Here is a 26,549-nt window from a genome sequence, read left to right as displayed (position 1 = left end):
CAGGGCAGATTTGGGCGCCGTCCCGCTCAGGTCAAGCCTGATGCACCCGGTCATCGCCACACTGCGGTCACGCTTCGACGAGACTTTGCGAACCTGGAAGTCACTTCCCATCTAAGGGGTCACGATCCCCTAGCCCTGGAGCCCACTATGCGCACCCTGCTTCTCGCCGCCATCGCGGCCCTGGCGCTGACCGGGTCCGCCAACGCCGCAGATCCGCTTTCCACGGTCTCGAGCGTCGAGGTGAAAGTCAGCCCTGAACTCCAGAAGAAGGCCGCCGAGGACTACGGCGTTCGCGACGTTCAGCGCCTGGCCGACGAACTGAAGAAAGACGTCGAACGCGAACTGCAACGCACCGGTCTGCTGGCCGGCGGCCGAGTTGAGCTGACCCTGGTTGACGCCAGGCCGAACCGGCCGACCTTCAAGCAGCTCGGCGACCGTCCTGGCCTCTCCATCGAGAGCTTCGGCACCGGAGGGGCGGTCATCGAGGGGCAAGCGATATCGGTGGACGGCCACGTCACCCCTGTTCGCTATGACTGGTACGAAAGCGACATCCGCCAGGCCCGAGGTTCGACCACCTGGTCAGACGCCGAACGGGCCATCGACCGCTTCGCGTTCCAGCTCGGCCGCGGCAATGTTTACGCGCGTCGATAACACCGATAGGTCTTGCCTCGCAGAACGGCGCGCTGTCTGATCCGCGCCGCCCACCGGAGCCTTGTAAGCCGGGCGCTTTAGGGGATGAGTGAGATGACCGCGCAGGCGGACCGGCGTTCCAACTGGACTTTGGCGGCGCTCGCCGCTCCCTGTCTGCCACTGGCGGGCCTTGGCCTGCCGCTCGTGGTCTACCTCCCCGAATACTACACCAACGAGCTTGGCCTCAGCCTGGCCTCGGTCGGCGCCGCCTTTGGGGCTGTACGCCTGCTCGACATGGCCTTCGACCCCTATATTGGCGGCGTGATGGACCGTACCCGCTCGCGCTTTGGGCGGTTCAAGCTGTGGTTCGCGATCAGCGCGCCGATCCTGATGCTGGCCTCCTACATGCTGTTCATGGCCAAGCCCGGGGTCAGCAGCCTCTATCTCTGGCTCTGGCTGCTGGTGGTCTATGCCGGTGTCTCGATCGCCGGCCTGTCGCAGCTGGCCTGGGCCGCCGTGCTGTCGCCACAGTACGATCAACGATCACGGATCTACGGTTGGTGGCAGGCTGGCAACGTCGTCGGCATGATCCTCGTGCTCACCCTTCCTGCCCTGCTCCCCCTCCTAGGCTTCAAGGGGCACGGGTCCGGCGTGCAGGCCATGGGGTGGTTCATCGTCATCCTGATGCCCATCACCGTCGCGCTCGCCCTGTGGAAGGTGCCTGAGCCGCAGGTGGTATCCGAGGTCAAGAAGTCCGGCTTCCGCGAATACCTCGCGCTCTTCAAGCGTCCGTCCGTGGTCCGCATCCTGGTCGCCGATCTGCTGATCGGCACCGGCCCGGCGATCACCGGCGCGCTGTTCTTCTTCTTCTTCGGCCGGGTGAAAGGCTTCAGCCACGCCGAGGCCAGCCTGTTGCTGCTGATCTACTTCGTCGGCGGCCTGGTCGGCGCGCCGCTGTGGACGTGGCTCTCTTACAAGATCTCCAAGCACAAGGCGCTGGCCGTCTCCGGGATCGTCTATGCGGGCCTGACCATGTGCTCGCTGATGATTCCCCAGGGCGCGATGCTCCCGGCGGCGGTGCTGATGTTCATGATCGGCGTTCCCTACGCCGCCGGCGCCTTCCTGCTCCGCGCCATGATGGCCGACATCGGCGACGAAGAGCGGCTGGCCAGCGGGGTCGACCGCACCGGCCTGCTCTACGCGATCCTATCCGGTACGGTGAAGATCGGCTCGGCCGCGGCGATTTTCATCACCTTCCCGCTTCTCCAGTTGATGGGCTTCGACCCCAAGGGCCAAGGGGTCGACACTGGCCTTCAAGGCCTGGCCGTGCTCTTCGCCGCGGTGCCCGCGGGCATGTCGATCGTGGCCAGCTTCATCGTCTGGGGCTTCCCGCTCACCGCCGAACGCCATGCCGAGATTCGCGCGGGCCTGGCGGCGCGGGATATGAAGGAACCGGGCCTGGCCGAAGCCGCGCCCGAGATGGGCTCCGAGCCCCTGCTGACCAAGGAAGTCAATGTCGCTGTCCGCCCCGCCGAGTGACGAGAAGCCCATCGACCGGCTGATCGCCATCATGGCGAGGCTGCGCGATCCGCAGACCGGGTGCGCCTGGGACCTGGAACAGAACTTCGCGACCATAGCGCCCTATACGGTTGAGGAAGCCTACGAGGTCGCCGACGCCATCGAGCGCGGCGATCTCTCGGATTTGCGCGAGGAACTGGGCGACCTGTTGCTTCAGGTCGTCTTCCACAGCCGGATGGGCGAGGAGCAAGGCGCCTTCGCCTTCGACGACGTGGCCAACGCCATTTCCGAGAAGATGATCCGCCGTCACCCGCACGTCTTTGGCCCGGAGAGCCAGCGCACCAGCGCCGAGCAAACCCACGCCTGGGAAGTCATCAAGGCCCAGGAACGCGCGACCAAGGGCAAGAACAAAAGCCTGCTCGACGATGTGCCGACCGGCCTTCCGGCCCTGACCCGGGCGGTGAAGCTGACCGCGCGCGCGGCCCGCGTCGGCTTCGACTGGCCCGACGTTTCGTTCATTTTCGACAAGCTGCGCGAAGAGACTGCCGAGTTGGCGGCGGAAATCGAGGCCGACAACAAGGCCAAGATGCGCGACGAGCTGGGCGACATCCTGTTTGTCTGCGCCAATCTGGCGCGCAAGCTCGACATCGAGCCGGAGGACGCCTTGCGCTCCACCAACGCCAAGTTCGCACGGCGCTTTCAGTTCATCGAGGCCGAGCTAGCCGCGCGTGGCAAGACGCCGGCCGACTCCGATCTGGCCGAAATGGACGTGCTCTGGGACGCCGCGAAGGCGGCCGAGAAAGCCGGCTAACCCACCCGATGTCGTCATGGCCGGGCGTGACCCCGCCATGACGAGCAATCGAGAAGCCTATAGCGGGCTGAGATCGACCTTCGGGAACAGCTGCTCGAACTGACCCAGGGCCTGAGGTTCCAGGCGAACGGCAAGCCGCACCCCGCCTTCATCATCTTCGATCCGGTCCAACACGCGGCCGTGCCGGTAGAGCCACGCCACCGCGGCGCCCTGGGCCGGCGTCGCGTAGACCGAGACCGGAGGGGCGTCGTCCACCAGGCGAGCGATGGTCTCGAGCAGAGCCTCGCACCCTTCACCGCTCACCGCCGACAGCAACACGGCTGGCGGATTGGACCGTCGCGCATCGCCTTCGAGATGCTCGCGGGTTTCCTCATCGACCAGGTCAGCCTTGTTCCAGACCTCGACGAAGTTGCGGTCGGCGACCTCGATCCCCAGGCGAGACAAGACGGCGCGCACGTCGGCGGCCTCGGCGTCGCTGTTTTCACTGGCGATGTCGCGGACATGCAAGATCACGTCGGCCTCCTTCACCTCCTCAAGGGTGGCGCGGAAGGACTCGACCAGTTCGTGCGGCAGGTCGGAGATGAAGCCCACCGTGTCCGACAAGATCGCCGGCCGCCCGTCGGGCAGGTTCAGCATCCGCAAAGTCGGATCAAGCGTGGCGAACAGCATGTCCTCGGCCACCACCTCGGCATTGGTCAGCCGGTTGAACAGCGTCGACTTGCCGGCGTTGGTGTAGCCGACCAGGGCCACGGCCGGGAACGGGTGGCGCTGGCGCGCGCCACGTTGAAGGTTCCGGGTGCGACGCACCTCGACCAGCTCGCGCTTCAGCTTGCTGATCTTCTCGGCCAACAGGCGACGGTCGGTTTCGATCTGGGTTTCACCAGGACCGCCCATCACGCCGAAACCGCCGCGTTGGCGTTCAAGGTGGGTCCAGGTCCGAACCAGGCGCGAGCGCTCGTAGGAGAGCCTGGCCAGTTCGACCTGCAGGATGCCTTCGCGGGTTCGGGCACGGCGAGCGAAGATCTCGAGGATCATGCCCGTGCGGTCCATGACCTTGACCTGCCAGGCCTTTTCCAGATTGCGCTGTTGGACCGGCGTCAGGGCGTCATCGACGACCGCGACGTCGACATCAAGTTGGAAACAGAGTTCCCCGATCTCGATGACCTTGCCGCTGCCGAACAGGGTCGCGGGCGTGCGCTTACGCAATGGCGCGGTGATCGCATCGCGGATTTCGAGATCGAGGGCCTCGGCGAGGCCGACGGCCTCGTCCAGGCGCGCCTTAGCGCTCCGGGGCGAGCCGCGGGCGTCACGTTCGGGATGGATAACAAGCGCCTTTTGAGCAGGCGCTTCACGGTCAATGGACTTTGAGGTCAATCCGCTTCGTCTTCCGCGGGCTCATACAACTGAACAGGTTGAGCCGGCATAATGGTGGAAATGGCGTGTTTGTAGACGAGTTGCGACTGGCCATCCCGGCGCAGCAGCACACAGAAATTGTCGAACCAGCTCACGACGCCTTGCAGCTTGACACCATTCACAAGGAAAATGGTCAGCGGCGTCTTGGACTTACGGACACTGTTCAGGAACGTGTCCTGAAGGTTTTGTTTCTTTTCGTTATTGGACATGGCTTGTCGCCCTTTGTTCTGGTTCGGAGGGCAAGACGCCCCCCACACACACGAGTGAGGCTAGACCGACCCGCATCACGGGCGCAATCGCGCCTGTCAGTCAGATGGCCGTGGCCCTCGCCCGCTCGATATAGAGGCGACGGAGCTTCATCGCCACCGGTCCGACCACGCCGTCCCCAACAGGTTTGTCGTCAACAGCGATCACCGGCAGCACCAGACTACCGGCGCCGGTGATGAAAGCCTCCTTGGCCGCCACCGCCTCGGCCGGGGTGAAGGGGCGTTCATCGACCTTCACACCCTCCTCGCGGAGCACGTCCAGCAAGGTGTAGCGGGTGACGCCCCGCAGTATGTTGGCGTTGGTGTCGCGGGTCCGCAGCGTACCCTCAGCGTCCACGATCCAGGCGTTGGAGGACGACCCTTCGGTCACGAATCCGAGCTCATCGACGAACCAAGCCTCGGCGGCGCCGCGTTCCTTGGCGGCCTGCTTGGCAAGCGCATTGGGCAAGAGGCCAACGGTCTTTATGTCGCACCGCCCCCAGCGGTTTTCAGGCGTGGTGATGACCTTAACGCCCTTGGCGGCCTTGGCCTCGCTCGCCGCCCGGTCGACGGCCGAGACCGTGATCACGACGCTGGGTGGGACCGGGTGGTCAGGAAAGGCGTGACTACGTGTGGCGACTCCGCGTCCGACTTGCAGATAAACCAAGCCCTCGCTGACGCGGTTCTGCCGGACGGCCTCGCGCAGCACGATGGTCAGCGCCTCGCGGCTCATCGGCATCGGAATGCGCAGTTCGCCGAGGCTTCGCTCGAGGCGCGCGAAATGCCCCTCGGGATCGGCCAACTTGCCGCCGAACAGGGCCCAGACCTCATAGACCGCGTCGGCTAGCTGATAGCCCCGGTCCTCGATGTGGACCACGGCTTGTCCGTGCCGAACGAACTGGCCGTTTACATAGGCGATACGCCCCAACTTACGCGTCCTCTTCTTCCAACGGCCGGGCGCCCGAAAGGCCCAGCGACTTGAGTTTCCGGTGCAGGGCCGAACGCTCCATGCCGATGAAGGCGGCCGTGCGGGAGATATTGCCCGAGAAGCGCAGCATCTGGGCGTTCAGGTACTCACGCTCGAACACCTCTCGCGCCTCGCGCAGCGGCAGGGCGATGATCTTCTCGGCGCCCATGTTCGACGGCTGATCGGAGATCGCCGCATCGCCCGGCAGCATGTCGGCGGTAATCGCCTCGCTGGGATCACCGGCCGCCAAGATCAGCATGCGCTCGACGTTGTTGCGAAGCTGGCTGAGGTTCCCCGGCCAGGCCCGCACCTGCAGGGTAGCCAAGGCGTCATCGGCCAGGCGGCGGCGCGACATGCCGGTGGCCTCGCAGATCCGTGTGATGAAGTACTCGATCAGCTCTGGGATGTCTTCGCGGCGCTCGGCTAGGCCGGGGACGCTCACCGGCACCACGTTCAGGCGGTGGAACAGATCCTCACGGAAACGACCGGCGGTGATCTCCTCGCGCAGGTCGCGACAGGTGGACGAGACCACCCGGACATCGACTTGCACGTCAGCATCGCCGCCCACGCGCCGGAAGCGTTGCTCGACCAGGACCCGCAGGATCCGGCTCTGCGTCTCACGCGGCATGTCGGCGACTTCGTCGAGATAGAGCGTGCCGCCGTGAGCGCGCTCGAACACGCCGATCTTGGCCGGACGGCCGCCCTCAAGCTCTTCGCCGAACAGCTCGGAATCGACCCGTTCTGGGGTCATGCCGGCGGCGCTGATCGCCACGAACTCGTTGCGCGCACGCGGGCTGGCGCCGTGGATCAACCGCGCCACGGTTTCCTTGCCCGAACCCGGGGGGCCGGCGATCAGCACCCGGCTGTTGGCCGAGGCCAGTTTGCCGATCAGGCCGCGCAGTTGCTGGGTGACGACCGACTTGCCGATCAAACCGTCCGGCTGGATCGTCTGGGCGCGCAGCCGACGGTTCTCGCGCTTCAGATTGCTGGTCTCCAGCGCCCGCTCGACGCACAGCAGCAGCCGGTCGGACTTGAAGGGCTTTTCCAGAAACTCGTAGGCGCCGCGCTTTATGGCGCTGACGGCGGTTTCGATATTGCCGTGCCCCGAAATCATGATCACCGGGATGTCGACATCGAGTTCCTTGACCAAGTCAAGCAACTCCAAACCATCCATTCCGCCGCCCTGCATCCAGATATCGAGGATCAACAGGGCCGGTTTGCGCAACTTCACGGCCGCCAAGGCGCTTTCGGAGTCATTCGCGGTACGGACCGCATAGCCCTCGTCCGACAAGATGCCGGCCACCAACTCGCGAATATCGGCCTCGTCGTCGACCACAAGAACGTCAGCCGCCATCATATCACTCCTGCGTCTTGAGCCGCGCCAAGCGCCAGCTCGGTGTCGGCCAGGGCTTTCGCCTTGGCCGCCGTCGGTAGTTTCAAGATCGCCAGAGCGCCCTGGCCCTGAACCGCATCGGTCAGAATCAGTTCGCCACCGTGATCTTCGAGGATACGTTTGACGATGGCCAAACCCAGCCCCGTGCCCTTTTCTCGAGTGGTCACATAGGGCTCGGTCAGGCGATCGCGGTCCTTGTCGGGCAACCCCACCCCATTGTCCTCGACCTCGATCTGCACGCCCTGATCACTGCAGATCAGGCGCGTGACGATCCGGCCCTTCGGTTGCGGCGAGACCGCCGTCCGGGCCGAGACCGCCTCAGCAGCGTTCTTCAGCACATTGGTCAGGGCCTGGGTGAGCATCCGGCCGTCGGCGACCACGGTCACCTCCGGTACGGGATCGGCCAGTTCGACAGAGATGTCGGGGCTCGCGACGCGCTGGGCGAACACGGCGGCGCGGATCAACTCCGCGCCGTCCTGGCTCGCGAACTTCGGCGCGGGCATCCGAGCGAAGGACGAAAACTCGTCCACCATCCGACCGATCCCATCGACCTGCCGCACGATCGTGTCGGTGCAACGGTCGAAGATTTCCAAATCTTCCTCGGCCACATCCTTGCGGAACTTGCGCCGCAGGCGCTCGGCCGAAAGTTGGATGGGCGTCAGCGGGTTCTTGATCTCGTGGGCGATACGGCGGGCCACGTCGCGCCAGGCGGCGTTCCGCTGGGCCGAGACCAGCCGGGTAATGTCATCGAAGGTGAGCACCAGCCCCCCTTCGGAACGACTGGCCCGAACCCTCAGCCGGTGAGTTTCGCGGGAGCGGACGACATCGACCTCTTCTTCGGCCTCGCCTGCGATGTCGCCATGTTCAGCGATGGTCACCAGTTCGGGCGCGACTTCCGACAGTTTGCGGCCATGAACCTGGCCAGAGGCTAGGTCCAGCAGCACGGCGGCCTGGCGGTTGATCGCTGAGACCCGGCCGTCGGCGTCCAGGCCGATGACCCCCGCCGACACCTCGGACAGCACCGTCTCGATGAATTGCCGACGCTCTTCGGCCTCGTCCCCGGCGCGCTTCAAGGCCTCCTGCTGCGCCTGAAGATCATGCGTCATGCTATTGAAAGCACGAGACAAGACAGCCAACTCCTCTGGATCCTTGTCAGCATCGACGCGGACGTCCAGGTCGCCGCTCGCCACGCGGCCCGCGGCCACGACCAAGCGCCCGACCGGGGCCGATATCGCGCTGGCCGCGCCCATGCCGAGCCATACGGCGCCGACCAGAACCAGCATGGCGGTTTCCATGTAGGAAAGCGCGAAAACCCGTTGAATTCGTTGACGGCTCTCAGCCGCCTCGCGGTATGCGGTAACCGAGTTCGAGGCGTCCTGCAGCTGACTGACGATGCCCTTCTGAACCGGCCGGGTGACGTACAGATAAGCGTCCGGATAGGCCGACAGCTTGTAGAGAGCCCGCGTCAGATCGGTAGAGACATAGATCACCGCGTCTTCATCGGCGGCGGCGAAGCTCGCCAGCGGCGGCGCCAGGAACTTGGGCGCATCGACAGCCTCGGCCCGCGCCAGGATGCGGCCTTCCCGATCGATCAGATAAGCGGCTGGAAAGGCGTGATAGGACGCCTGATAGGCCAGGAAGTGACTGAAGGTGACTGGGCTGGCCTGCAGCGCCGGCGCGGCGCGGTTCAGGTCCTGCGCCATCTGGGACACATGTTCTTCGACGAATCGGGTCTGATCCTCGACATACGAGCGCATCACCGTGGCGGAGTTCTCCACCACCGTCTGGACCCGTTCGGAGAACCAGTTCTCGACGCCCCGATTGACCAACACCGTATAGAACAACGCCACCACCATCGCCGGCGCCACCGCCGCCAGGGCGAACAGGGTCACGAATCGCAGGTGGAGACGCGCCGCCGGATCGCTCGAGCGAGCCTTCAGCATTCCCATGATCCGGAAGCCGACCTGAGCGGCCAGGGCCAGGATCAGCACCAGGTTGAACGCCAGGATGGCCAGGATGTTCTTGGAAGCCGGCGCCAACGGACCGGTCTCGGGCGGCGACGCCGCCAGCAAAATCGCCACCGCGGTCAGCAGCGCGGCCAGCGCATATCCGCCGCCGAGCACATAGCGCGACTGCAAGGCCCGCCATAGCCGCGCGGCGGGCGTCATTTCAGGTCCGCCATCGTGAACTAGGGACGCCATGATCAGGGGACCCTAGCGAAAACTGTGCCCAGAATTCAACAGAGATGTGGCGCAGAAACGTCAGTGAAACCAGATGTGATGACAAGCGCCTGCCGGCGCGCTATCTGTAAGGCGATGATCCCCTCGGCCAGTCAATATTCGTTTTGGTATTTTAGCTATTCCGATGCCGCTGGCGGAGGAAGGGGATCGCACGACAGGACCAGCCTGTCGTAGTCCGAGACCCAACAGCCGCCAGTCACCTGGCGGCTTTTTTCATGCCGCCGTGTGACGCTTTTCCTGGAGCGCACCCGTGCCAGACCTTACCGACGATCTTCGCATCCTTGACATCAAGCCCCTCGACGCGCCCGCCGAGGTGATGGCCCGCCTGCCGGCCGGCGCGACCGCCTCGGCGACCGTGGCCAGCGCCCGGCGCGCGATGCACGACATCCTCCATGGCGACGACGACCGCCTGATCGTCGTCATCGGCCCCTGCTCTATCCACGACCCGGCCGCGGCCATGGACTATGCCCGCCGGCTGGTCGCCCAGCGCGCCCGGTTCGCCGGCACGCTTGAGATCGTCATGCGGGTCTATTTCGAAAAGCCGCGCACGACCGTCGGTTGGAAGGGCCTGATCAATGACCCGCACCTGGACGGCACGTTCCGCATCGATGAGGGCCTACCCCTGGCGCGCAAGCTGCTGATCGAGGTGGGCGAGCTCGGCTTGCCGGCGGCGGTGGAGTTCCTCGACGTGATCACGCCGCAATACATGGCCGACCTGGTCAGCTGGGGCGCCATCGGCGCGAGGACCACCGAGAGCCAGATCCACCGCGAAATGGCCTCCGGCCTCTCCTGCCCCGTCGGCTTCAAGAACGGCACGGACGGCAACCTGCGCATCGCGGTCGACGCCGTCAAAGCCGCCAGCCAGCCGCACCATTTCCTGGCGGTCGGCAAGGATGGTCGCGCCTCCATCGCGGCCACCCGAGGCAATGTCGACAGCCACGTCGTTCTCCGCGGCGGCAAGACCCCGAACTATGACGCTGCCGGCGTGGCGGCGACCTGCGCCGAACTGGGGTCCAGCGGACTGCCTGAGTATCTGATCATCGATGTCAGCCACGCCAACAGCGGCAAGAAGCCCGAGAACCAGCCGGCTGTCGCGCGCGACGTCGCCGGTCAGATCGCGGCCGGCGACCAGCGTATCGTCGGGGTCATGGTCGAAAGTCACCTGGTGGCCGGCCGCCAGGATCTCGTGGCTGGCCAAACGCTGACCTACGGCCAGAGCATCACGGACGGCTGCATCGACTGGGACACCTCGGTCGAGGTCCTGGAAGACCTGGCCATGGCGGTCGAGGCCCGCCGGCGAGCGCATCAGACGCTCGCCGCGAACCCCGCCAGCGTGACTGGGGCCGCCTAGCGGCGGCCTCGGCTCATCTCGACGCCAAGGTCCTGGATCTTCTTGCGCAGGGTGTTGCGGTTGAGGCCCAGGATCTCGGCGGCGCGGACTTGATTGCCGCGCGTGGCCGTGAGGGTGAGCTGGATGAGGGGACGCTCCACCTCCTCCAGCACCCGGTCATAGAGCCCGATCGGCGGTATCCCCTCCGGCTGCTCGGCGAAGTATCCGCCGAGGTGGCGCTCCACCAGGGTGGCCAGGGTGACCGGTCCCTCGTGCCCGGGGATGGCCGGCTGATGGTCGGCCAGTTCGCGCTCAACGATCCGAGCGCTAATCAGGTCCTCGGCATAGAGCGCGCAGATGCGGCGGATCAGGTTCTCCAGCTCGCGCACATTGCCCGGCCAGGCGTGCAGCTTCAGGCGTTCCAGCGCCGCGGCGTCGATGGTCTTGGACGGCAGGCCCTCGCGGTTGGCGCGCAGCAGGAAGGCCCGCGCCAGGTCCGGAATGTCATCCGTGCGGTCCCGCAGCGGCGGCAGGCGCAGCGGCGCCACGTTGAGGCGGAAGAACAGGTCCTCGCGGAACAGCCCCTGTTGGATCAGCGCCCGAAGATCGCGATTGGTCGCCGCGATGATCCGTACATTGGGCGGCCGGCCGGTCCGAGGATTGATCGACTGCTCGGAGCCGTCGATCACCCGCAGAAGACGGGTCTGAGCGTCGAGCGGCATATCGCCGATCTCGTCCAGGAACAGGGTGCCGCCGTCGGCGTCCACCAGCTTGCCGTAGTCGCCGTCGTCGCGGCCGAACAGCTCAGCCTCCACCCGCTCGCGCGGCACCGCGGCTAGGTTGATCACCACGAACTTGCCGTCCTTGCGACGGCCCATGTCATGCAGGGCGCGGGCGACCAGCTCCTTGCCGGTGCCGCTCTCCCCCAGGATCAGCACCGTCAGGTCCGCGCCGACCAGGCGGGCGATGGTGCGATAGACGTCCTGCATCGGTCCCGAGCGGCCGATTAGCGGCAGGCGCTCGTCACGCACCGCGCGGGCCTGGGCCTTCGAGGCCTCGGCGTCGGCGGGCCGAGACAACGCCCGGCGGGCGGCGGCGGTCATGTCGTCCAGATCGAAGGGCTTGGAGATGTACTCGAAGGCGCCCACCTCGGCGGCGCTGACCGCCGTCAGCAGGGTGTTCTGCGCACTCATCACGATGACCGGCAGCTTGGGCCGCTCCTTACGGATGCGCGGCAGCACGTCGAACACGTTCTCGTCGGGCATCACCACGTCGGTGACGACTAGATCGCCCTCCCCGTCAGAAACCCATTTCAGCAAGGTGGTGGCGTTGCCGGTGGCGCGGACCTGATAACCCAGCCGAGTGAAGGCCTGGCTCAACACCAATCGGATCGAAGCGTCGTCGTCAGCGATCAGGATCTTCTTGCTGGCGTTGGCGATAGCATTCATGCCGGCATATCCTCTTCAGACGCGATCGGCAGCAGCACGCGGAACGTGGTGCGGCCAGGTTCAGATTCGAAATCGATCAGGCCGCCGTGGCCCGCCACCAGCTTGGCCACCAGCGCCAGGCCCAGCCCGGCCCCATGGCTCTTGGTGCTGACGAACGGCTGGAACAGGCTTTCGCGAATGTGGGCCGGCACCCCAGGGCCATTGTCCTGGACCTTGATCTCCAGCGGCGCGCCCCTGAGGATTTGCCCCTTGGCCGCGCGTACCTTCACCCCGTGGCGATAGGCGGTGCGAACCGTGATCGCCCCCCGGCCGTCGCCGCGCGAATGAGCCGCCTCGGCGGCGTTCTTCACCAGGTTGAGGAATATCTGGATCAGCTGATCCTCGTCGCCAAAGGCCGGCGGCAGCGACGGGTCGTAGTGATCGCTGAGTTGCAGGCCATCGGCGACGCCGTTGGCGGCCAGCGCCTTCACCCGGTCGAGGACCAAGTGGATGTTGATAGGCCGGCAATCGGGCAGCGCGTCGTCGGAGAAGGCTTCCATCCGGTCCACCAGTCGGCGGACGCGGTCGGTCTCATCGACGATCAACTGGGCAAGAGGCGCATCCTCGGCCCGGGCGCTGGACTTCAGCAACTGGGCGGCGCCGCGAATGCCGGCCAACGGGTTCTTGATCTCGTGGGCCAGCATATGGCCTAGACCGACGATGGTCCGCAGGCCGGCCTGCTCGGCTCCGGTCCGCTCGCCGCCGAGCGCGCCGCCCTTGACGTGGAGGGTGAGGAGGATCGAGCCGTCGCCCAGCGGGGCGGCCGCGCCGTCCGCTTCGAACGATGGATGACCGAACAAGCTGATCTCCACGCCGCGCTCGCGGACCCGGACGCCCTCTTCCACGGCGCGGTCGAGCAAGGACACCAAGGCCGATCCTGGCGGCAGAGCCGCACCAAACCGCCCGCGCATCAACAGGCCAAGGCCCTGGCCGAACAGCGCCTCGGCCGCCTCGTTGACCGCCACCAAGGCCCCGTTCGGATCAACGACCAACGCCGGTTCCGGCGATAGGTCGAAGGCCGCCGCCTTCAGCAGTTCGAGCGCACCGTCCGAGAGCGCGCGGTTCTGACTGTTCATGCCGCCATCTTCCTATCGGGATCACGCCACAGAGCGATCAGGCCAGCCTCGACCTCACCTGGCTCATCGAGGCGGCAAAGGGCCGAGCGGGCGCCACGCCGGGCTTGGGCGTCGCCGGGCCAAGGCGCGTTCTCGACATAGGCCGCCAGGTGCTTGCGGAAAATCCGCAGGCCCAGACGGTCGCCATAGAACTTGAGACTGTCGCGGAAATGATCCAGGGCGATGGTGAGCCGCGCCTCGACGTCAGGCTCCACAAACTCCCGCCCAGCCAGCTCGGCCTCGATCTGGGCGGCGATCCAGGGGCGACCATAGAGGCCGCGCCCGACCATGACCGCATCGGCGCCGGACGCCGCCAGCGCGCGCTTGGCGCTGTCGCCGCAAACAATGTCGCCATTGACGATCACCGGGATCGACACCGCGTCCTTGACCGGGCGCACCGCGCTCCAGTCGGCGGCGTCCTTGTAGAACTGCGAGCGAGTGCGACCATGGATGGTCACCGCCTTGGCGCCGCGAGCCTGCGCCCGCGCGGCGATGTCCGGCGCATTCTTGGAGATTTGGTCCCAGCCGAGCCGCATCTTCACCGTCACCGGCACGTCAACGGCGTCGACCGCCGCGGCGATCACGCGCTCGGCCAGCTCGGGATCGCGCATCAACGCCGAGCCGGAGAGCACGCCGGTGACCTCCTTGGCGGGACAACCGAAGTTCAGGTCGATGATCTGCGCCCCGGCCTTGGCCGCCAGGCGCGCGCCCTGTGCGATGTGCGCTGGGTCATGGCCGACCAACTGCACCACCATCAAAGGGAGGCCCTCGCCCACCGCGGCGCGGCGCACCACATCAGGGCGTCCCTTGGCGAACTCGTCGCAGGCGACCATCTCAGTGGCCACATAGGCCGCCCCCAGCTTGCTCGCCGCCATGCGGAACGGCAGGTCGGATACACCGGTCATCGGCGCGAGCCACGCGCGCCCCCCGACATCCACATCCCCGATCGTGAGCGAGTTGCTCATTTAGTAATCACCCTCATCGCCTGCGTTTTAGGCATATTGTACCGTGCCGTAAAGCCTAGACACGCTGGGCATGAGCCCTAAACAAGCCGCATGACCTTTTCAGCCGTCATCGTCGCCGCAGGCGCTAGCACCCGCGCCGGACCCGGCGCCCCCAAACCCTGGCGCAGCCTAGGCGGGCGCTCGATTTTGAGCTGGTCGATCGACGCGCTGACGGCGGCCGGCGCGACGCAGATCGTGGTCGTCGCCGCGGCCGAACGAGTTGCGGAGGCCGCCCAACTCCTGGCGGGAACCCCGAACGCCCACGCCGTCGCTGGCGGCGCGACTCGAGCCCTGTCGGTCCAAGCCGGCTTGGCCGCGCTGACAGCCCAGGCTGACACCCCGGTGCTGATTCACGACGCCGCGCGCCCCTTCGTCTCCCGCGCCCATATCGAGCCGCTGCTGGCCGCCCTCGCCTCCGCCGATGGCGCCGTTCCGGCCCTGCCCGTCGCCGATACGCTCAAGCGCGGCGCCGACGTCATCGAGGCTACGGTTTCACGCGAAGGCCTGTGGCGCGCCCAAACGCCGCAGGCCTTCCGGTTCAGCACCCTGCGGGACGCCTACGGCTCTTGGCCGACCGACGCTGAGCCCACCGATGACGCCGCCGTGGTCGAGCGAGCCGGTGGTCGAGTGGTGATGACGCCCGGCGATCCCATTCTGATGAAGCTGACCTATCCGGAGGACTTCGCCATGGCCGAGCGTCTCGCCGCCACCTCGCGGATCACCCGCATCGGCCAAGGGGTCGACGCCCATCGCTGGGGACCCGGGGCCGCTGTCTGGCTGTGCGGCGTTAAAATCGACCACGATCACACCTTGATCGGTCACTCCGACGCCGACGCTGGCCTGCACGCCCTGACCGACGCCATCCTCGGCGCGATCGGCGAAGGCGACATCGGCGAGCACTTCCCGCCCAGCGACCCGCAATGGAAGGGCGCTGCCTCCGACCGCTTCCTAATCCACGCCGTCGAATTGGTCGCCGCGCGCGGCGGCCGCATCCTCAACGCCGACGTCACGCTGATCTGCGAGCGGCCGAAGATCCGGCCGCATCGCGACGCCATGCGTCAGCGGTTGGCCGACCTGATGAACCTGCCCCTCGACCGCGTCAGCGTAAAGGCCACCACCACCGAGGGGATGGGCTTCACCGGCCGCGAAGAGGGCCTGCTGGCCCAAGCCGTGGTTCTTGTGGACACTCCAGCCTGACGCCTTAGGGCAGCCAGTCGTAGCGCTCCTTCATCTGAGCATAGAGCGCGCCGACCAGGTTCATGTAGTCGTCGGTCCAGGGCCGGGCGAGCGTCGGATTGGTCGCCTGCCAGCGCTTGTCGGCCTCATAGGGCGCGAGGGCGCTTAGCTGCCGGGTGACGATCATGGCGTCCTCGGCGGACTCCCACAGCGGCGGACTGCCCTCGGCGGCGCTGTGCCTCTGCATCAGCGAATACCCACCCGCGGCCTCCGCCACCGCCATCGCGGGACCGCGCAATTCGAGGTTCCGGTTGGACAGGTGGAGGATCAGGACCCCGTCCGGCTTCAGCTTGGCGAGATAGCCCTTCATGGCCTCGACCGTCAGCAGGTGGGCAGGCACCGCGTCGGACGAGAAGGCGTCGATGAGCAGCACGTCAAACGTGTCGTCCGGCTGTTTGGCCAAGGTCAGCCGCGCGTCGCCGAGGACGTAGTCGATCGCCCCCTTGGCGCACTTGGTCGTGTAGGTGAAGTGCTTCGGATCGGTGGAGATCTTGATCACCATCGGATCGATCTCGAAGAAGGTGAGCGCATCGCCCGGCCGGGTGTAAGCGGCGACCGCCCCGGTGCCGAGGCCGACCGCGCCGATCCTCAACGGCCTGGCGTCCTGAGAGCGACGCGTGAAAACCTGCCCGATCGGGGTCTCTGGCGCATAATAGACCAGGGGCCGACACTCATAGTCGGGATGCTGGGCCTGGGCGCCGTGCAGGGTGGTGCCGTGCGACAACATCTTCACCTGTCCCTTCATCCCAGGAACCGGCATTTCCGACTGCCGGACCACGCCGAAGAAGCTGCGCCAGCTGTTGCGGACATCGACCCGATCGCCCACCGCCTCAGCCGCCAGCGACAACACGACGATCAAGCCGAAGAACACAATCATCCGCCGCCGCACGAGGAAAGCGCAGACCGCGGCGCCGCCGAGCAGCAGCCTGATGACCAAACCAACCCAGTCGTCCGTGCCCCAGAAGAGCGCCACAACCGGCGCGACGCATGCGGCCACCACGCCGAGCGCGAAGGTCGCCCAGCGCCACGGCTCGACAGGCCCGATACCGGGCCGTGCGAGACAGGCAAGCGCCAGGACCAGCGGATACTCCCAGACATTCGTGAAGATGACCGGGGCCAGGAAGGCGTTGAACGACCCGCCGACCACGCCGCCGAACGACATCCAGAGATAGAATTCGGTCAGATGCGCCGGGTTGGGACGGCGCGCGACCATGGCCTGGTGGCACATCAGGGCGGTGAGGAAGAAGGCCGCCAGGTGCACGAAGACCTGCACCGCCAGGTTCGTCTGCCTGAACGGCAGGATCACGACGCAGGCGGTGATTGCGGCGGCCTGCAGGAGCAGCGTCATCTCCCGCGAGATGATCGGCTTTTCCGAGAAGGCTATGATGAAGGTGGTGAGATAGAGCGCCAGCGGGATCACCCACAGGAATGGCGCGGACGCCACATCGGTGGTGATGTGGGTCGTGACTCCGAGCATCAGGCTGGACGGGATCGCCGCCAAGGCGACCCAGACGGCGCGCTGCTTCCAGGTCGGCGCTGGGCCTGCGTCGGCGGCCGGCCCCTCAATGGCCGCTGCGCGAGCTCGCGAGACAAACAGGGCGAGCGTCGCCATCAGCAGGATGAAGCCGCCATAGCCCAGGGTCCATCCGAAGGTTTGGCCCCGTAGCGTCGCCAGCGGTTCGACCGCCGCGGGATAGGCGAGCAGCGCCAGCAAGCTGCCCATGTTGGAGGCCGCATACAGCACATAGGGCTCAGCGCCGGTCTCGGCGTGGATGGTCCGCGCATGCCAAGCCTGGACCAAGGGGGCTGTGGCCGAAAGCACGGCGAACGGTGCGCCGACCGACAAAGTCAGGACACCCAGCAGCCAGAGCGAGGGATGGTTGGAGGACGGCTCCCCGACCAGGCCGCTGACGTGCAATGGCAGAACCAACGCCGCCGCCAGCAGCATCCCGAGATGGATGATCGCCTGGGCGCGGACCGAACTGACCTTCTGCAACAGGTGCGCATAGCCGTACCCGGCCAACAGCGCGGTCTGGAAGAAGGCGATCGAGGTGTTCCAGACCGACGGGCTACCGCCCAGCAGCGGCAAGACCAGCTTGGCGACCATCGGCTGGACCATGAACACCAGCCCGGCGCTGGCGAAGATCGTCACGGCGAACAGCGCCGGCGAGATCGAGGCGGCGGGCCGCTCGGCCCCTTCTAACGTGCTCATGATCTCGAATCGGGTTGTGTGTCGGGTGGGCGCGATGTTGTGGTCTGCGCCTGTCGTTGCCTAGAGCCTGTCGGAGTCGCGCCATGTTTTCCCTGGAAGTCGAAACCCTCGCGCGGTTGCTGATCGATGAGGCCCGGCAACGCTCGCTGCGGATCGTCACGGCCGAGAGCTGCACCGGCGGCCTGGTGGCCGCCGCAATCTGCGCGATCCCCGGCGCGTCCGACGTCTTCGAGCGTGGGTTTGTCGTCTATACGAACCGCGCCAAGCAGGAATTGCTCGGCGTCCCCGGGGACTTGATCGCCGATCTAGGCGCCGTCTCGGAACCGGTGGCGCGGATGATGGCTGAAGGCGCGCTAGAGGCCTCCAACGCCCACGTCGCCGTCTCAGTCACCGGCGTCGCTGGTCCAGGCGGCGGCACCCCGATGAAGCCGGTCGGCACAGTCCACATCGCCACCGCGCGTGCGAACCAGGCGCTAATGCACCGCGCCGAGTTGTTCGATGGCGAAACTCGCGCCGAGGTTCAGGAGATGGCGGTGCGCTCGGCGCTACAAGCCTTGCGCGACCGAATGGTCTAGGCGGCCCTACCGCCCGTAGAGCGCCTGGGCGCGGGCCTCGAAGCAGCTCATCAGTTTGTCCACCGCGTGGTGGAAATTCGCGGCCAACATTCCCGACAGCAGCCGGGACTTGAACTCAAAATCGATGTCGAACTCGATCCTGGTCCCACCCGCGACCTCTACGAAACGCCAGCGGTTGGCCAGGTGCTTGAACGGCCCGGAGAGCAGTTGCACGTCAACCTGGCGATTGGCGGCGTCGCGGCGTACCCGGGTGGAGAACTTCTCCTTCAGGAAGGCGAACCCGACCCCGGCCTGGGCGTCGACCAAGCTGACCCCCTCGCCTTCCGAGCGCGCGTTCCAGGTCCGCATGGACTGGATCCACGGCACGAACTCCGGATAAGCGTCGACGTTGCCGACCAGCGCAAAGAGCTGGTCGGCCGTGTAGGGCAGGATTTTCTCGATGTGGTGACGCGGCAAACCCTAGGCCGCCGCGTCCTTGGCGAGGCGCGCGGCCTTCAACCTGGCGAAGTCCTCGCCAGCGTGGTGCGACGAGCGTGTCAGCGGACTGGCCGAGACCATCAGGAAACCCTTGGCTCGCGCGATCTCTTCATAGGCCTTGAACTCGTCAGGCGTGACGAACCGGTCGATGGCCGCGTGCTTGCGGGTCGGCTGCAGGTACTGCCCGATCGTCAGGAAGTCGACGCCGGCCGAACGCATGTCGTCCATGACCTGCATGACCTCTTCCTTTGCCTCGCCAAGACCAACCATCAGGCCGGACTTGGTGAACTGGTTGGGGTCGCGTTCCTTCACCCGCTCAAGCAAGCGCAGCGAGTGGTAGTAGCGCGCGCCGGGCCGGATCGAGAGGTAGAGCCGTGGGACGGTCTCGAGATTGTGGTTGAAGACATCAGGCCGGGCGTCGATGACGATCTCGGCGGCCGAGGACGGCTTGCGCAGGAAGTCCGGCGTCAGAATCTCAATGGTGGTGCCCGGCGCGGCCGCGCGGATCGCATGGACCACGGCCGCGAAGTGCGCGCCCCCGCCATCGGCAAGGTCGTCGCGGTCCACCGAGGTGATGACCACGTGCTTCAGGCCCATCTTGGCCACGGCGTCGCCGACGCGCGCCGGCTCCGTGGGATCCAGGGCGTTCGGCTTGCCGGTCGAGACGTTGCAGAAGGCGCAGGCGCGCGTGCAGATCTCGCCCATGATCATCATGGTGGCGTGGCTCTGGCTCCAGCACTCGCCGATGTTGGGGCAAGCGGCCTCTTCACAGACTGTCACCAGTCCGTGGGTCTTCACGATCTCGCGGGTGGCGTTGTAGCCGGCCGAGCCAGGCGCGCGAACGCGCAGCCACTCGGGTTTGCGCAGGATCGGGGTATCCGGGCGGGATTGCTTTTCGGGGTGGCGGGGTCGTGATCCCCCGATGTTGTCGATGACTGTCGCCATGAGGCCTAGATCGGCTTTCTGGTCCTCCGGATCAAGGCGTGATTGAGCGGCCCTGCGCCGCATGCTCAAACTTCGCCATGGTTCGTGCGTCCCTGCTTGCCGCTCTTCTCCTTGTGCTCGCGGCGTGCAGCCGCGATGGCGCCTTGGGCCCATTCGCCGAAAGCCAGGTTCCGCCAGCCCTGACGCCGCGTTTCTATCCGCCGGAAGGCTGGGTCTGGGGCTTCATCGGCGTCGGCGACAAGCCGGTGCAACGCTATGGGGTCGGCAGTACGCGGCGTGTTCCGACCGCCACGGTGATCGTTATCCCCGGCTACGGCGAAACCGCCGAGATGTGGTTCGAGACCGCCTCGAACCTGATCGACGACGGCTATACAGTCTGGATCCTGGACCGCGCCGGCCAAGGCGGCTCGGGCCGCTATGTGGCCCCGCGCGACCTGGGCCATGTCCCCTCCTTCGATCCCGACGTCGCGGCCCTGCGCGAATTCGTCCGGGTGGTGGTCAGGCCCGCGCCAGACACGCCGCTGGTGCTGCTGACCCACGCCGACGGCGTGGTCGTCGCGCTCAGCGCCGTGCGCGCCGGCATGAAGGCCGACGGCGTCATCGCCTCTTCACCTCAATTGGCCAAGGCCGATCCGGGCCGGCGTCTGTTAGGGGCCGTGCGGCGGAGCGACGTCCCACCGGCCGGTTGGAAGTCCTGGAGCCGCAACACGCCCGATGACCACGCGGCCGGCGCCACCCATGATCCCTGGCGGGGTCAGGTCGGCCAAGCCTGGCGAACCGGCAATCCCGACCTGCGGATGGCGGGACCAAGCCTGGGCTGGACCAAGGCCTATGAGGCCGCCAGCCGCCTGACCGAAACCGGGGCGGCGCAGACGCGGCTCCCTGTGCTGATGCTCAACCCCACGAAAGACGCGAGCGAGCTGTGCCGTCGCCTGCCCCAGTGTCGTGTTGAACCGATTCTTGAAGCCCGATCCGCCTTGCACTTGGAGGCCGACCGTTGGCGCGATCCATGGCTGAAAGCGATCACCGCCTTCATCGAAACACGGCCGAAGCAGGACGGTTAGAGTCGAAATTCGCTCGCTTTGCCAAGGCCTTAGGCGCCCACGCTAAGACGTGATAGGCGCTGCGCCCTCACGCCGTGTAACATATCTTTTCAATGCCGAGCGCGACCGATAGGCTCGCGCTCAACAAGAACGGCGAGACGTTCGGGGAGGTTTTCGCCTTTGTCGGTTTCATTTGATACGCGTGTGTCTGAGCGTGGTCTGTTCGATGCGCTCATCGACGCCCGGAGCACCTACGGCGCCAAGAAGCCGATCCTGGAAGACCAGGAACGCAATCCGCTCAGCTATACCGACTTGATCCGAGCCGCCTTCGCGCTCGGCCGCAAGATCGCCGGCATGACCAGCCCGGGCGAGCGCGTGGGCATCATGCTCCCGGCCAGCTCCGGCGCGGTGGTGACCTTCTTCGCGCTGCATGCCTTCGGCCGCATCCCGACCATGATGAACTTCACGGCGGGGATCCGGAACATCAAGGCGGCTTGCGAACTGGCCGGGGTTAAGCGGGTGCTGACGTCGCATCGGTTCATCGAGCAAGGCAAACTGCACGACATCATCGACGCGCTCGAACCGATCACGACGATCACCTATCTCGAAGATGTCCGGCAAACGATCGGCCTCGCCGACAAGGTGTTCGCTGCGGCGGCCGGCAGCTTCCCTAGGCGTTTCAGAGCGCCGACCAAGCCCTCTGACCCCGGTGTGATCCTGTTCACCTCGGGCAGTTTCGGCGCCCCGCGCGGCGTTGTGCTGAGCCAAGCCAATCTGATCGCCAATGTGGAGCAGATCGCCGCCCACATCCCCCTCGACCCGTCGTGGGTGATGTTCAATCCGCTGCCGACCTTCCACTGCTTTGGCCTGACCGGCGGCGTGCTGCTGCCCCTGCTGAAGGGAATGAAGGCGTTCGAGTACCCCTCGCCGCTGCACGTCAAACAGATCCCGCCGCTGATCAAGGACACGGGCGCGGCGATCCTGTTCGCCACCGACACCTTCCTGAACCAGTACGCCCGCAACTCCGAGCCGGACGAACTGTCGGGTCTGAAGTTCATCGTCTGCGGCGCCGAGAAGGTTCGCGAGGAAACCCACAACCTGATCCGCGACCGTTTCGGCGACGTGCCGGTGCTGGAAGGCTATGGCGCGACGGAGGCCTCGCCGGTCATCGCGGTGAACAAACCCACCGACAACCGTCGCGGCACGGTCGGCGGTTTGTTGCCCGGCGTCGAGACCCGGCTTGAGCCGGTCGAGGGCATCCCAGGCGGCAAACTCTATGTGCGCGGCCCCAACATCATGTCGGGCTACCTCAACGCCGACGGCGTGATGGAAGAGCCGCCCGGCGGCTGGCACGATACCGGCGACGTGGTCGAGATCAGCCACGACGGTTGGATCAAGATCCTCGGCCGCGTGAAACGCTTCGCCAAGATCGGCGGTGAGATGGTCTCCCTGACGGCCGCCGAAGACATCGCCATCGCCGTCTGGCCCGAGAGCCGCCACGCGGTGATCGCCATCCCCGATCCCAAGAAGGGCGAACGCCTGGTGCTGGTCACCGACCGTCGCGGCGCCGAAACCGGCCCGCTTCTCGCCCATGCCAAGACCATTGGCGCGCCTGAACTGGCTGTGGCGAAGAAGGTCATCAAGGTCACCGAGATCCCGGTGCTCGGCACCGGCAAGACCGACTATGTGGCGATCATGCGGATGGTGGAGGCCGAGGGCGGCCGCGCATCCTGATCTCTCAGGAGATCGCGCGTCGTCAGGACGCGCGGAGGAGCGACAAAACATGCCGAACCTCGACGTCTGGGCGCCGCGGGTGCTCAGCCTTCTGCGGATCATAGCGGCCCTGCTCTTCATGGAGCATGGCTTGATGAAGCTGTTTCATTTTCCAAGCCCCCAACCGGGCGCGCCCGATCCGCTGCCGATGATCCTGATGGCCGCGGCCTGGATCGAGGTGATCGGCGGCGGCCTGCTCGCCCTGGGCCTCTTCACCCGCGCCGCGGCGTTTGTCTGTTCGGGTCAAATGGCGGCGGCCTACTTCATGGCGCACGCGCCTCAGGGTTTCTGGCCCGCGCTCAACGGCGGCGAAGCAGCGATCCTCTACTGCTTCGTGTTCCTGTATCTGGTCTTCGCCGGCCCCGGGATCTGGAGCCTCGACGCCCTGGTTCGCAAGCGACCGTAGCTCTCACGCGTCATCCTACGGTCGTCTGCAAGACGATCCGAAGGATGACGATCAGTGGGTCAGATATGCAGAACCCGACCGTAGGCGTCGAGAGACGCTTCGTGCATCGCCTCGCTCAGGGTCGGGTGCGGGAAGACCGTGGCGAACAGTTCTTCCTCGGTGGCCTCCAGGGTGATCGCCAGGGTAAAGCCCTGGATCATCTCGGTGACTTCCGCGCCGATCATGTGGGCGCCGATCAAGGCGCCCGTCTTTTCATCGAAGATGGTCTTCACGAAGCCGTCCGTTTCACCCGAGGCGATGGCCTTGCCGTTCACCTTAAAGGGGAAGCGGCCGACCTTGGCGGCGATGCCCTGCTCCTTGGCCTGAGCCTCGGTCAGGCCGACCGAGGCGATCTGCGGACTCGAATAGGTGCAGCCCGGAATCGGCGAGGTCAGGTTGCTCGGCTTCAGACCGGCAATGTGTTCGATGCAGTGCACGCCCTCGTGGCTCGCCTTGTGGGCCAGCCAGGGGGGACCGGCGAGGTCGCCAATCGCGTAGAGGCCCGCCACCCCCGTGCCGCCGTGGCTGTCGGTCACTACGTGGGTCTTCTCGATCTTCACGCCCAGCGCTTCAAGCCCCAGGTCCTCGACATTGCCGACAATACCGACCGCGACGATGGCCACGTCGGCCGACAAGGTCTCGGCCTTGCCGCCGACTTCCAGCTCGATGGCGACGCCGGTCTTTGACTTCGTCAACTTCTTGACGCTAGCCCCGACCCGGAACTTCAGGCCGCGTTTTTCGAAAGCCTTGTGAGCGGTCTTGGAGACCTCTTCGTCCTCAACGGGCAAGATGCGCGGCAGGGCCTCGACAACCGTCACCTCCGAACCCAGCGCCCGGTAGAAGCTGGCGAATTCGATGCCGATAGCGCCCGAACCCACGACGATCAGCGACTTGGGCGCCGCCTTCGGAACCATGGCCTCGCGATAGGTCCATACGCGCTCGCCGTCCGGCTCCAGGCCGATGGCGGGGATGGTGCGAGCGCGGGCGCCGGTGGCCAGGATCACATGCTTGGCCTGGACGCTGCGCGAACCGCCGGCCTTCAAGGCCACGACGACCTTCGGGGCGCCCTGCCCCTTCTCGAGCTTGGCTGTGCCTTCGATCACCTCGATCTTGTGCTTCTTCATCAGGAAGCCAACGCCGGAATTCAGCTGGCTGGCCACCTTGCGCGAACGCTCGATCACCTTGGAGAAGTCGAAGCTCGCCTTCTCGATCTTGATCCCGTAGTCGGCCAGATGGCTGAGATTCTCATAGGCCTCGCCGGATTTCAGCAGGGCCTTGGTGGGGATGCAGCCCCAGTTCAGGCAGACCCCGCCCAGCGCTTCACGCTCGACGATGGCGGTCTTGAAACCAAGCTGACTGGCGCGGATGGCGGTGACATAGCCGCCCGGGCCAGAACCGATGACGATGACGTCGAAATCCATGTGACTAGCCTCAGACGATCATCGTGATGGGGTCTTCGATCAGGACCTTGAAGGCCTGCAGCCAACGCGCCCCGATGGCGCCGTCGACCACGCGGTGATCGCAGGTCAGGGTGACGCTCATGACCGTGGCGATCGCCAGTTGGCCGTTCTTCACCACCGGCCGCTGCTCACCCGCACCGACCGAAAGGATGGCGCCCTGGGGCTCGTTGATGATCGAGTTGAACGACTTGATCCCCATCATGCCCAGATTGGAGATCGAGAAGGTGCCGCCCTGGAATTCCTCGGGCTTCAGCTTCCGGGTCCGCGCCCGCTCGGCCAGGTCCTTGGCCTCGACGGCGATCTGGGCCAGGCCCTTGGTCTCAGCCTTGCGGATGATCGGCGTGATCAGGCCGCCGTCAATCGCCACGGCCATGGCGATGTCGGCGTTGTGGTGCATGGCGATGCCTTCAGGCGAATAGGAGGCGTTGGCCTCCGGCACCTGCTTCAGCGCGACGGCGGCGGCCTTGATGACCAGATCGTTGACGCTGACCTTCACACCCTGCTTCTCCAGCATGGCGTTGATCCTGGCGCGCCCGGCCAACAGGCCGTCGATCTCCAGATCGATGGTCAGCGGGAAGTGCGGCACGTCGCGGAAGCTGTCGCTCATCCTCCGGGCGACGGTCTTCTTCATCCCGTCCAGCGGGATCAGATCGTAGCTGCCGTCTGGAATTCCCATCTGGGCGAGGCTCTGGACCTGACGTGGCGCGGAGGCCGCGCCCCCGACGGCCGCAGGCGCCTTGGCCTGGGGTGTCGCGCCTTCGACGTCGCGCTTGATGATCCGGCCGCGCGGCCCCGACCCCTGAACTTGCGAGAGATCCAGGCCCTTCTGCTCGGCCATGCGGCGTGCCAGCGGCGAGGCGAAGACACGCTCGCCCGCAGCCCGTGCCGGCGCGGCGGCCGCCGGCTTGGCAGCAGTTACTGCCTCGGCTTTCGGAGCGTCCGCCTTGGGCTCGGCCGCTTTCGGGGCTTCGGCCTTGGAGGCCTCGTCCTTCACCGGAGGCGGCGCGGAACCGGCATCTTCACCGGACAGGCGCGCGATCGGCGTATTGACCTTCACGCCCTCGGAGCCTTCGGCCACGAGGATGTCTTCGACGATCCCCTCATCGACCGCCTCGACCTCCATCGTCGCCTTGTCGGTCTCGATCTCGGCGATCACCCCCCCGGAGGAGACCTTATCGCCCTTCGTCACGGGCCACTTGGCGAGCGTGCCCTCCTCCATGGTCGGAGAGAGCGCGGGCATCAGGACATCGATAGACATGGGTCGTTTCTCAGGCGCTGAGCAGGACGGGGGCCGAGGCGGCGAAGGAGCGAACGGTCATTTGTAGGTGACCGCCTTCACCGCCTTCACGATGTCCTCCACCGAGGGCAGCGACAGCGCCTCCAGATTGGCGGCGTAGGGCAGCGGGACGTCCTTCTGGTGCACGCGCGCCGGCGGGGCGTCGAGATAGTCGAAGGCTTGGTCGACCACCCGGGCGATGACCTCGGCGCCGACGCCCATCGGGCCCCAGCCTTCCTCGGCCGTCACCAGACGATTGGTCTTCTTCACGCTCTCGACGATGGTTTCGTGATCGAGCGGACGCAGGGTGCGCAGGTCGATGACCTCGGCGTCGATACCTTCAGCCGCCAGCTGTTCAGCGGCCTTCAGCGCCATGCCGACCATCCGCGAGTGAGCGGTGATGGTGACGTCCTTGCCCTGCCGGCGAACCTTGGCCTTGCCGATTGGAACAACCCAATCGACATCCTCGGGAACGTCGAACTCCTGGCCGTACATCATCTCGTGTTCGAGGAAGACGACCGGGTTCGGATCGCGGATCGCGGCCTTGAGCAGCCCCTTGGCGTCGGCGGCGTCGTAGGGCGCCACGACCTTCAGGCCAGGAACCTGGGCGTACCAAGCCGAATAGTCCTGGCTGTGCTGAGCGCCCACACGGGCCGCGGCCCCGTTCGGACCCCGGAACACGACCGAGCATTTGATCTGGCCGCCCGACATGTAGAGCGTCTTGGCGGCGGAGTTGATGATGTGGTCGATCGCCTGCATGGCGAAGTTCCAGGTCATGAACTCGACGATGGGCTTCAGTCCCGCCATCGCCGCGCCGACGCCAAGGCCAGCGAAGCCGTATTCGGTGATCGGGGTGTCGATGACGCGCTTGTCGCCGAACTCCTGAAGCAGATCGCGCGAGACCTTGTAGGCGCCCTGGTACTGGGCGACTTCCTCGCCCATCAGGAACACCTT

General features: G+C 66.1%; 23 protein-coding genes. 9 read left to right on the top strand and 14 right to left on the bottom strand.

What is annotated here, in order from left to right; translation table 11 throughout:
• Window positions 1–147: 147 nt before the first annotated feature.
• From Q7T84_RS10560 to mazG, 3 genes are all read left to right on the top strand, one after another.
• Window positions 148–651 carry a hypothetical protein gene (locus Q7T84_RS10560; protein WP_304808536.1) on the top strand — a complete coding sequence of 168 codons (504 nt, stop codon included), beginning with the start codon at window positions 148–150 and terminating at the stop codon, window positions 649–651.
• A 93-nt stretch (window positions 652–744) separates the two neighbouring features.
• Window positions 745–2,169: an MFS transporter gene (locus Q7T84_RS10555; protein ID WP_304808534.1), complete on the top strand. Its 1,425-nt coding sequence runs from the start codon at window positions 745–747 to the stop codon at window positions 2,167–2,169.
• Entirely contained in the window at window positions 2,144–2,959 is an 816-nt protein-coding gene (gene mazG / locus Q7T84_RS10550) for a nucleoside triphosphate pyrophosphohydrolase (protein WP_304808532.1), read from the top strand. The genes Q7T84_RS10555 and mazG overlap by 26 nt, the downstream gene beginning before the upstream one ends.
• 57 nt (window positions 2,960–3,016) lie before the next feature.
• Here the strand turns inward: mazG and hflX are convergent, their stop codons facing one another.
• From hflX to Q7T84_RS10525, 5 genes are all read right to left on the bottom strand, one after another.
• Window positions 3,017–4,333, bottom strand: a complete 1,317-nt coding sequence (gene hflX / locus Q7T84_RS10545) for a GTPase HflX (RefSeq protein WP_304808530.1) — start codon at window positions 4,331–4,333, stop codon at window positions 3,017–3,019.
• Window positions 4,330–4,581, bottom strand: a complete 252-nt coding sequence (hfq, locus tag Q7T84_RS10540) for an RNA chaperone Hfq (RefSeq protein ID WP_254833250.1) — start codon at window positions 4,579–4,581, stop codon at window positions 4,330–4,332. The genes hflX and hfq overlap by 4 nt, the downstream gene beginning before the upstream one ends.
• Before the next feature lie 100 nt (window positions 4,582–4,681).
• Window positions 4,682–5,545, bottom strand: coding sequence for a D-amino-acid transaminase (locus Q7T84_RS10535; protein ID WP_304808527.1), 864 nt, complete (start codon window positions 5,543–5,545; stop codon window positions 4,682–4,684).
• A gap of 1 nt (window position 5,546) precedes the next feature.
• Window positions 5,547–6,938, bottom strand: coding sequence for a sigma-54 dependent transcriptional regulator (locus tag Q7T84_RS10530; protein ID WP_304808522.1), 1,392 nt, complete (start codon window positions 6,936–6,938; stop codon window positions 5,547–5,549).
• Window positions 6,938–9,178, bottom strand: coding sequence for a PAS domain-containing sensor histidine kinase (locus Q7T84_RS10525; protein ID WP_304808520.1), 2,241 nt, complete (start codon window positions 9,176–9,178; stop codon window positions 6,938–6,940). Before Q7T84_RS10525 ends, Q7T84_RS10530 begins: the two co-directional genes overlap by 1 nt.
• Window positions 9,179–9,467: 289 nt before the next feature.
• Here Q7T84_RS10525 and Q7T84_RS10520 point away from each other — a divergent pair, with 289 nt between their 5' ends.
• A complete protein-coding gene (locus Q7T84_RS10520; RefSeq protein ID WP_304808518.1) occupies window positions 9,468–10,568 on the top strand; it encodes a 3-deoxy-7-phosphoheptulonate synthase in 1,101 nt (366 codons plus the stop codon).
• Here Q7T84_RS10520 and Q7T84_RS10515 read toward each other — a convergent pair.
• From Q7T84_RS10515 to dusB, 3 genes are read right to left on the bottom strand one after another with little or no spacing between them, the layout of a single operon-like run.
• Window positions 10,565–11,995, bottom strand: coding sequence for a sigma 54-interacting transcriptional regulator (locus tag Q7T84_RS10515; protein ID WP_304808516.1), 1,431 nt, complete (start codon window positions 11,993–11,995; stop codon window positions 10,565–10,567). The genes Q7T84_RS10520 and Q7T84_RS10515 overlap by 4 nt on opposite strands.
• Window positions 11,992–13,110, bottom strand: a complete 1,119-nt coding sequence (locus tag Q7T84_RS10510) for a nitrogen regulation protein NR(II) (protein ID WP_304808514.1) — start codon at window positions 13,108–13,110, stop codon at window positions 11,992–11,994. The genes Q7T84_RS10515 and Q7T84_RS10510 overlap by 4 nt, the downstream gene beginning before the upstream one ends.
• Window positions 13,107–14,114: a tRNA dihydrouridine synthase DusB gene (gene dusB / locus Q7T84_RS10505; RefSeq protein ID WP_304808512.1), complete on the bottom strand. Its 1,008-nt coding sequence runs from the start codon at window positions 14,112–14,114 to the stop codon at window positions 13,107–13,109. Before dusB ends, Q7T84_RS10510 begins: the two co-directional genes overlap by 4 nt.
• A 90-nt stretch (window positions 14,115–14,204) precedes the next feature.
• On the opposite strand from dusB, the gene Q7T84_RS10500 reads away from it, so the two are divergent.
• A complete protein-coding gene (locus Q7T84_RS10500) occupies window positions 14,205–15,350 on the top strand; it encodes a bifunctional 2-C-methyl-D-erythritol 4-phosphate cytidylyltransferase/2-C-methyl-D-erythritol 2,4-cyclodiphosphate synthase (protein ID WP_304808510.1) in 1,146 nt (381 codons plus the stop codon).
• 4 nt (window positions 15,351–15,354) lie between these two features.
• Here the strand turns inward: Q7T84_RS10500 and Q7T84_RS10495 are convergent, their stop codons facing one another.
• Window positions 15,355–17,601, bottom strand: coding sequence for a spermidine synthase (locus tag Q7T84_RS10495; protein WP_304808508.1), 2,247 nt, complete (start codon window positions 17,599–17,601; stop codon window positions 15,355–15,357).
• Window positions 17,602–17,684: 83 nt separating this feature from the next.
• Here Q7T84_RS10495 and Q7T84_RS10490 point away from each other — a divergent pair, with 83 nt between their 5' ends.
• Window positions 17,685–18,176 (top strand): CinA family protein, encoded by a 492-nt coding sequence (locus Q7T84_RS10490; protein WP_304808506.1) that lies wholly within the window; start codon window positions 17,685–17,687, stop codon window positions 18,174–18,176.
• A gap of 6 nt (window positions 18,177–18,182) precedes the next feature.
• Here the strand turns inward: Q7T84_RS10490 and Q7T84_RS10485 are convergent, their stop codons facing one another.
• Window positions 18,183–18,632, bottom strand: coding sequence for a type II toxin-antitoxin system RatA family toxin (locus Q7T84_RS10485; RefSeq protein WP_304808504.1), 450 nt, complete (start codon window positions 18,630–18,632; stop codon window positions 18,183–18,185).
• Between the two features lie 3 nt (window positions 18,633–18,635).
• Window positions 18,636–19,598 carry a lipoyl synthase gene (gene lipA / locus Q7T84_RS10480; protein ID WP_304808502.1) on the bottom strand — a complete coding sequence of 321 codons (963 nt, stop codon included), beginning with the start codon at window positions 19,596–19,598 and terminating at the stop codon, window positions 18,636–18,638.
• Between the two features lie 143 nt (window positions 19,599–19,741).
• Between lipA and Q7T84_RS10475 the strand changes: the two genes are divergently transcribed.
• The 3 genes from Q7T84_RS10475 to Q7T84_RS10465 all read left to right on the top strand — a co-directional run bounded on the left by Q7T84_RS10475 (window position 19,742) and on the right by Q7T84_RS10465 (window position 22,820).
• Window positions 19,742–20,662, top strand: a complete 921-nt coding sequence (locus tag Q7T84_RS10475; protein ID WP_304808500.1) for an alpha/beta hydrolase — start codon at window positions 19,742–19,744, stop codon at window positions 20,660–20,662.
• A gap of 159 nt (window positions 20,663–20,821) precedes the next feature.
• The gene (locus Q7T84_RS10470) at window positions 20,822–22,375 is read left to right on the top strand and encodes an AMP-binding protein (protein ID WP_304808498.1); all 1,554 of its coding nucleotides are present in this window, start codon (window positions 20,822–20,824) and stop codon (window positions 22,373–22,375) included.
• Window positions 22,376–22,424: 49 nt separating this feature from the next.
• On the top strand, window positions 22,425–22,820 hold the full coding sequence (locus tag Q7T84_RS10465; protein WP_304808496.1) for a DoxX family protein: 396 nt from the start codon (window positions 22,425–22,427) through the stop codon (window positions 22,818–22,820).
• Window positions 22,821–22,879: 59 nt separating this feature from the next.
• Here Q7T84_RS10465 and lpdA read toward each other — a convergent pair whose 3' ends face one another.
• From lpdA to Q7T84_RS10450, 3 genes are all read right to left on the bottom strand, one after another.
• Window positions 22,880–24,280, bottom strand: coding sequence for a dihydrolipoyl dehydrogenase (gene lpdA / locus Q7T84_RS10460; protein ID WP_304808494.1), 1,401 nt, complete (start codon window positions 24,278–24,280; stop codon window positions 22,880–22,882).
• A 10-nt stretch (window positions 24,281–24,290) separates the two neighbouring features.
• Complete coding sequence (locus Q7T84_RS10455; protein WP_304808492.1) at window positions 24,291–25,577, bottom strand: pyruvate dehydrogenase complex dihydrolipoamide acetyltransferase; 1,287 nt, start codon at window positions 25,575–25,577, stop codon at window positions 24,291–24,293.
• A gap of 57 nt (window positions 25,578–25,634) precedes the next feature.
• The coding region (locus Q7T84_RS10450; protein WP_304808490.1) for a pyruvate dehydrogenase complex E1 component subunit beta at window positions 25,635–26,549 on the bottom strand (915 nt) is incomplete at its 5' end.

This window comes from Phenylobacterium sp. (assembly GCF_030654915.1).
Taxonomy (GTDB): Bacteria; Pseudomonadota; Alphaproteobacteria; order Caulobacterales; family Caulobacteraceae; genus Phenylobacterium.
The sequence above is the reverse complement of the archived record's forward strand: the minus strand, read 5'-3'. Positions and strand labels throughout refer to the sequence as shown.

Excerpts from the sequence above, each read along its gene's own strand:
- Q7T84_RS10560 (WP_304808536.1), top strand. The coding sequence starts at position 148 with ATGCGCACCCTGCTTCTCGCCGCCATCGCGGCCCTGGCGCTGACCGGG.
- Q7T84_RS10555 (WP_304808534.1), top strand. The coding sequence starts at position 745 with ATGACCGCGCAGGCGGACCGGCGTTCCAACTGGACTTTGGCGGCGCTC.
- mazG (WP_304808532.1), top strand. The coding sequence starts at position 2,144 with ATGTCGCTGTCCGCCCCGCCGAGTGACGAGAAGCCCATCGACCGGCTG.
- hfq (WP_254833250.1), bottom strand. The coding sequence starts at position 4,581 with ATGTCCAATAACGAAAAGAAACAAAACCTTCAGGACACGTTCCTGAAC.
- Q7T84_RS10530 (WP_304808522.1), bottom strand. The coding sequence starts at position 6,938 with ATGGCGGCTGACGTTCTTGTGGTCGACGACGAGGCCGATATTCGCGAG.
- Q7T84_RS10525 (WP_304808520.1), bottom strand. The coding sequence starts at position 9,178 with ATGGCGTCCCTAGTTCACGATGGCGGACCTGAAATGACGCCCGCCGCG.
- Q7T84_RS10515 (WP_304808516.1), bottom strand. The coding sequence starts at position 11,995 with ATGAATGCTATCGCCAACGCCAGCAAGAAGATCCTGATCGCTGACGAC.
- Q7T84_RS10510 (WP_304808514.1), bottom strand. The coding sequence starts at position 13,110 with ATGAACAGTCAGAACCGCGCGCTCTCGGACGGTGCGCTCGAACTGCTG.
- dusB (WP_304808512.1), bottom strand. The coding sequence starts at position 14,114 with ATGAGCAACTCGCTCACGATCGGGGATGTGGATGTCGGGGGGCGCGCG.
- Q7T84_RS10500 (WP_304808510.1), top strand. The coding sequence starts at position 14,205 with ATGACCTTTTCAGCCGTCATCGTCGCCGCAGGCGCTAGCACCCGCGCC.
- Q7T84_RS10495 (WP_304808508.1), bottom strand. The coding sequence starts at position 17,601 with ATGAGCACGTTAGAAGGGGCCGAGCGGCCCGCCGCCTCGATCTCGCCG.
- Q7T84_RS10490 (WP_304808506.1), top strand. The coding sequence starts at position 17,685 with ATGTTTTCCCTGGAAGTCGAAACCCTCGCGCGGTTGCTGATCGATGAG.
- lipA (WP_304808502.1), bottom strand. The coding sequence starts at position 19,598 with ATGGCGACAGTCATCGACAACATCGGGGGATCACGACCCCGCCACCCC.
- Q7T84_RS10465 (WP_304808496.1), top strand. The coding sequence starts at position 22,425 with ATGCCGAACCTCGACGTCTGGGCGCCGCGGGTGCTCAGCCTTCTGCGG.
- lpdA (WP_304808494.1), bottom strand. The coding sequence starts at position 24,280 with ATGGATTTCGACGTCATCGTCATCGGTTCTGGCCCGGGCGGCTATGTC.
- Q7T84_RS10455 (WP_304808492.1), bottom strand. The coding sequence starts at position 25,577 with ATGTCTATCGATGTCCTGATGCCCGCGCTCTCTCCGACCATGGAGGAG.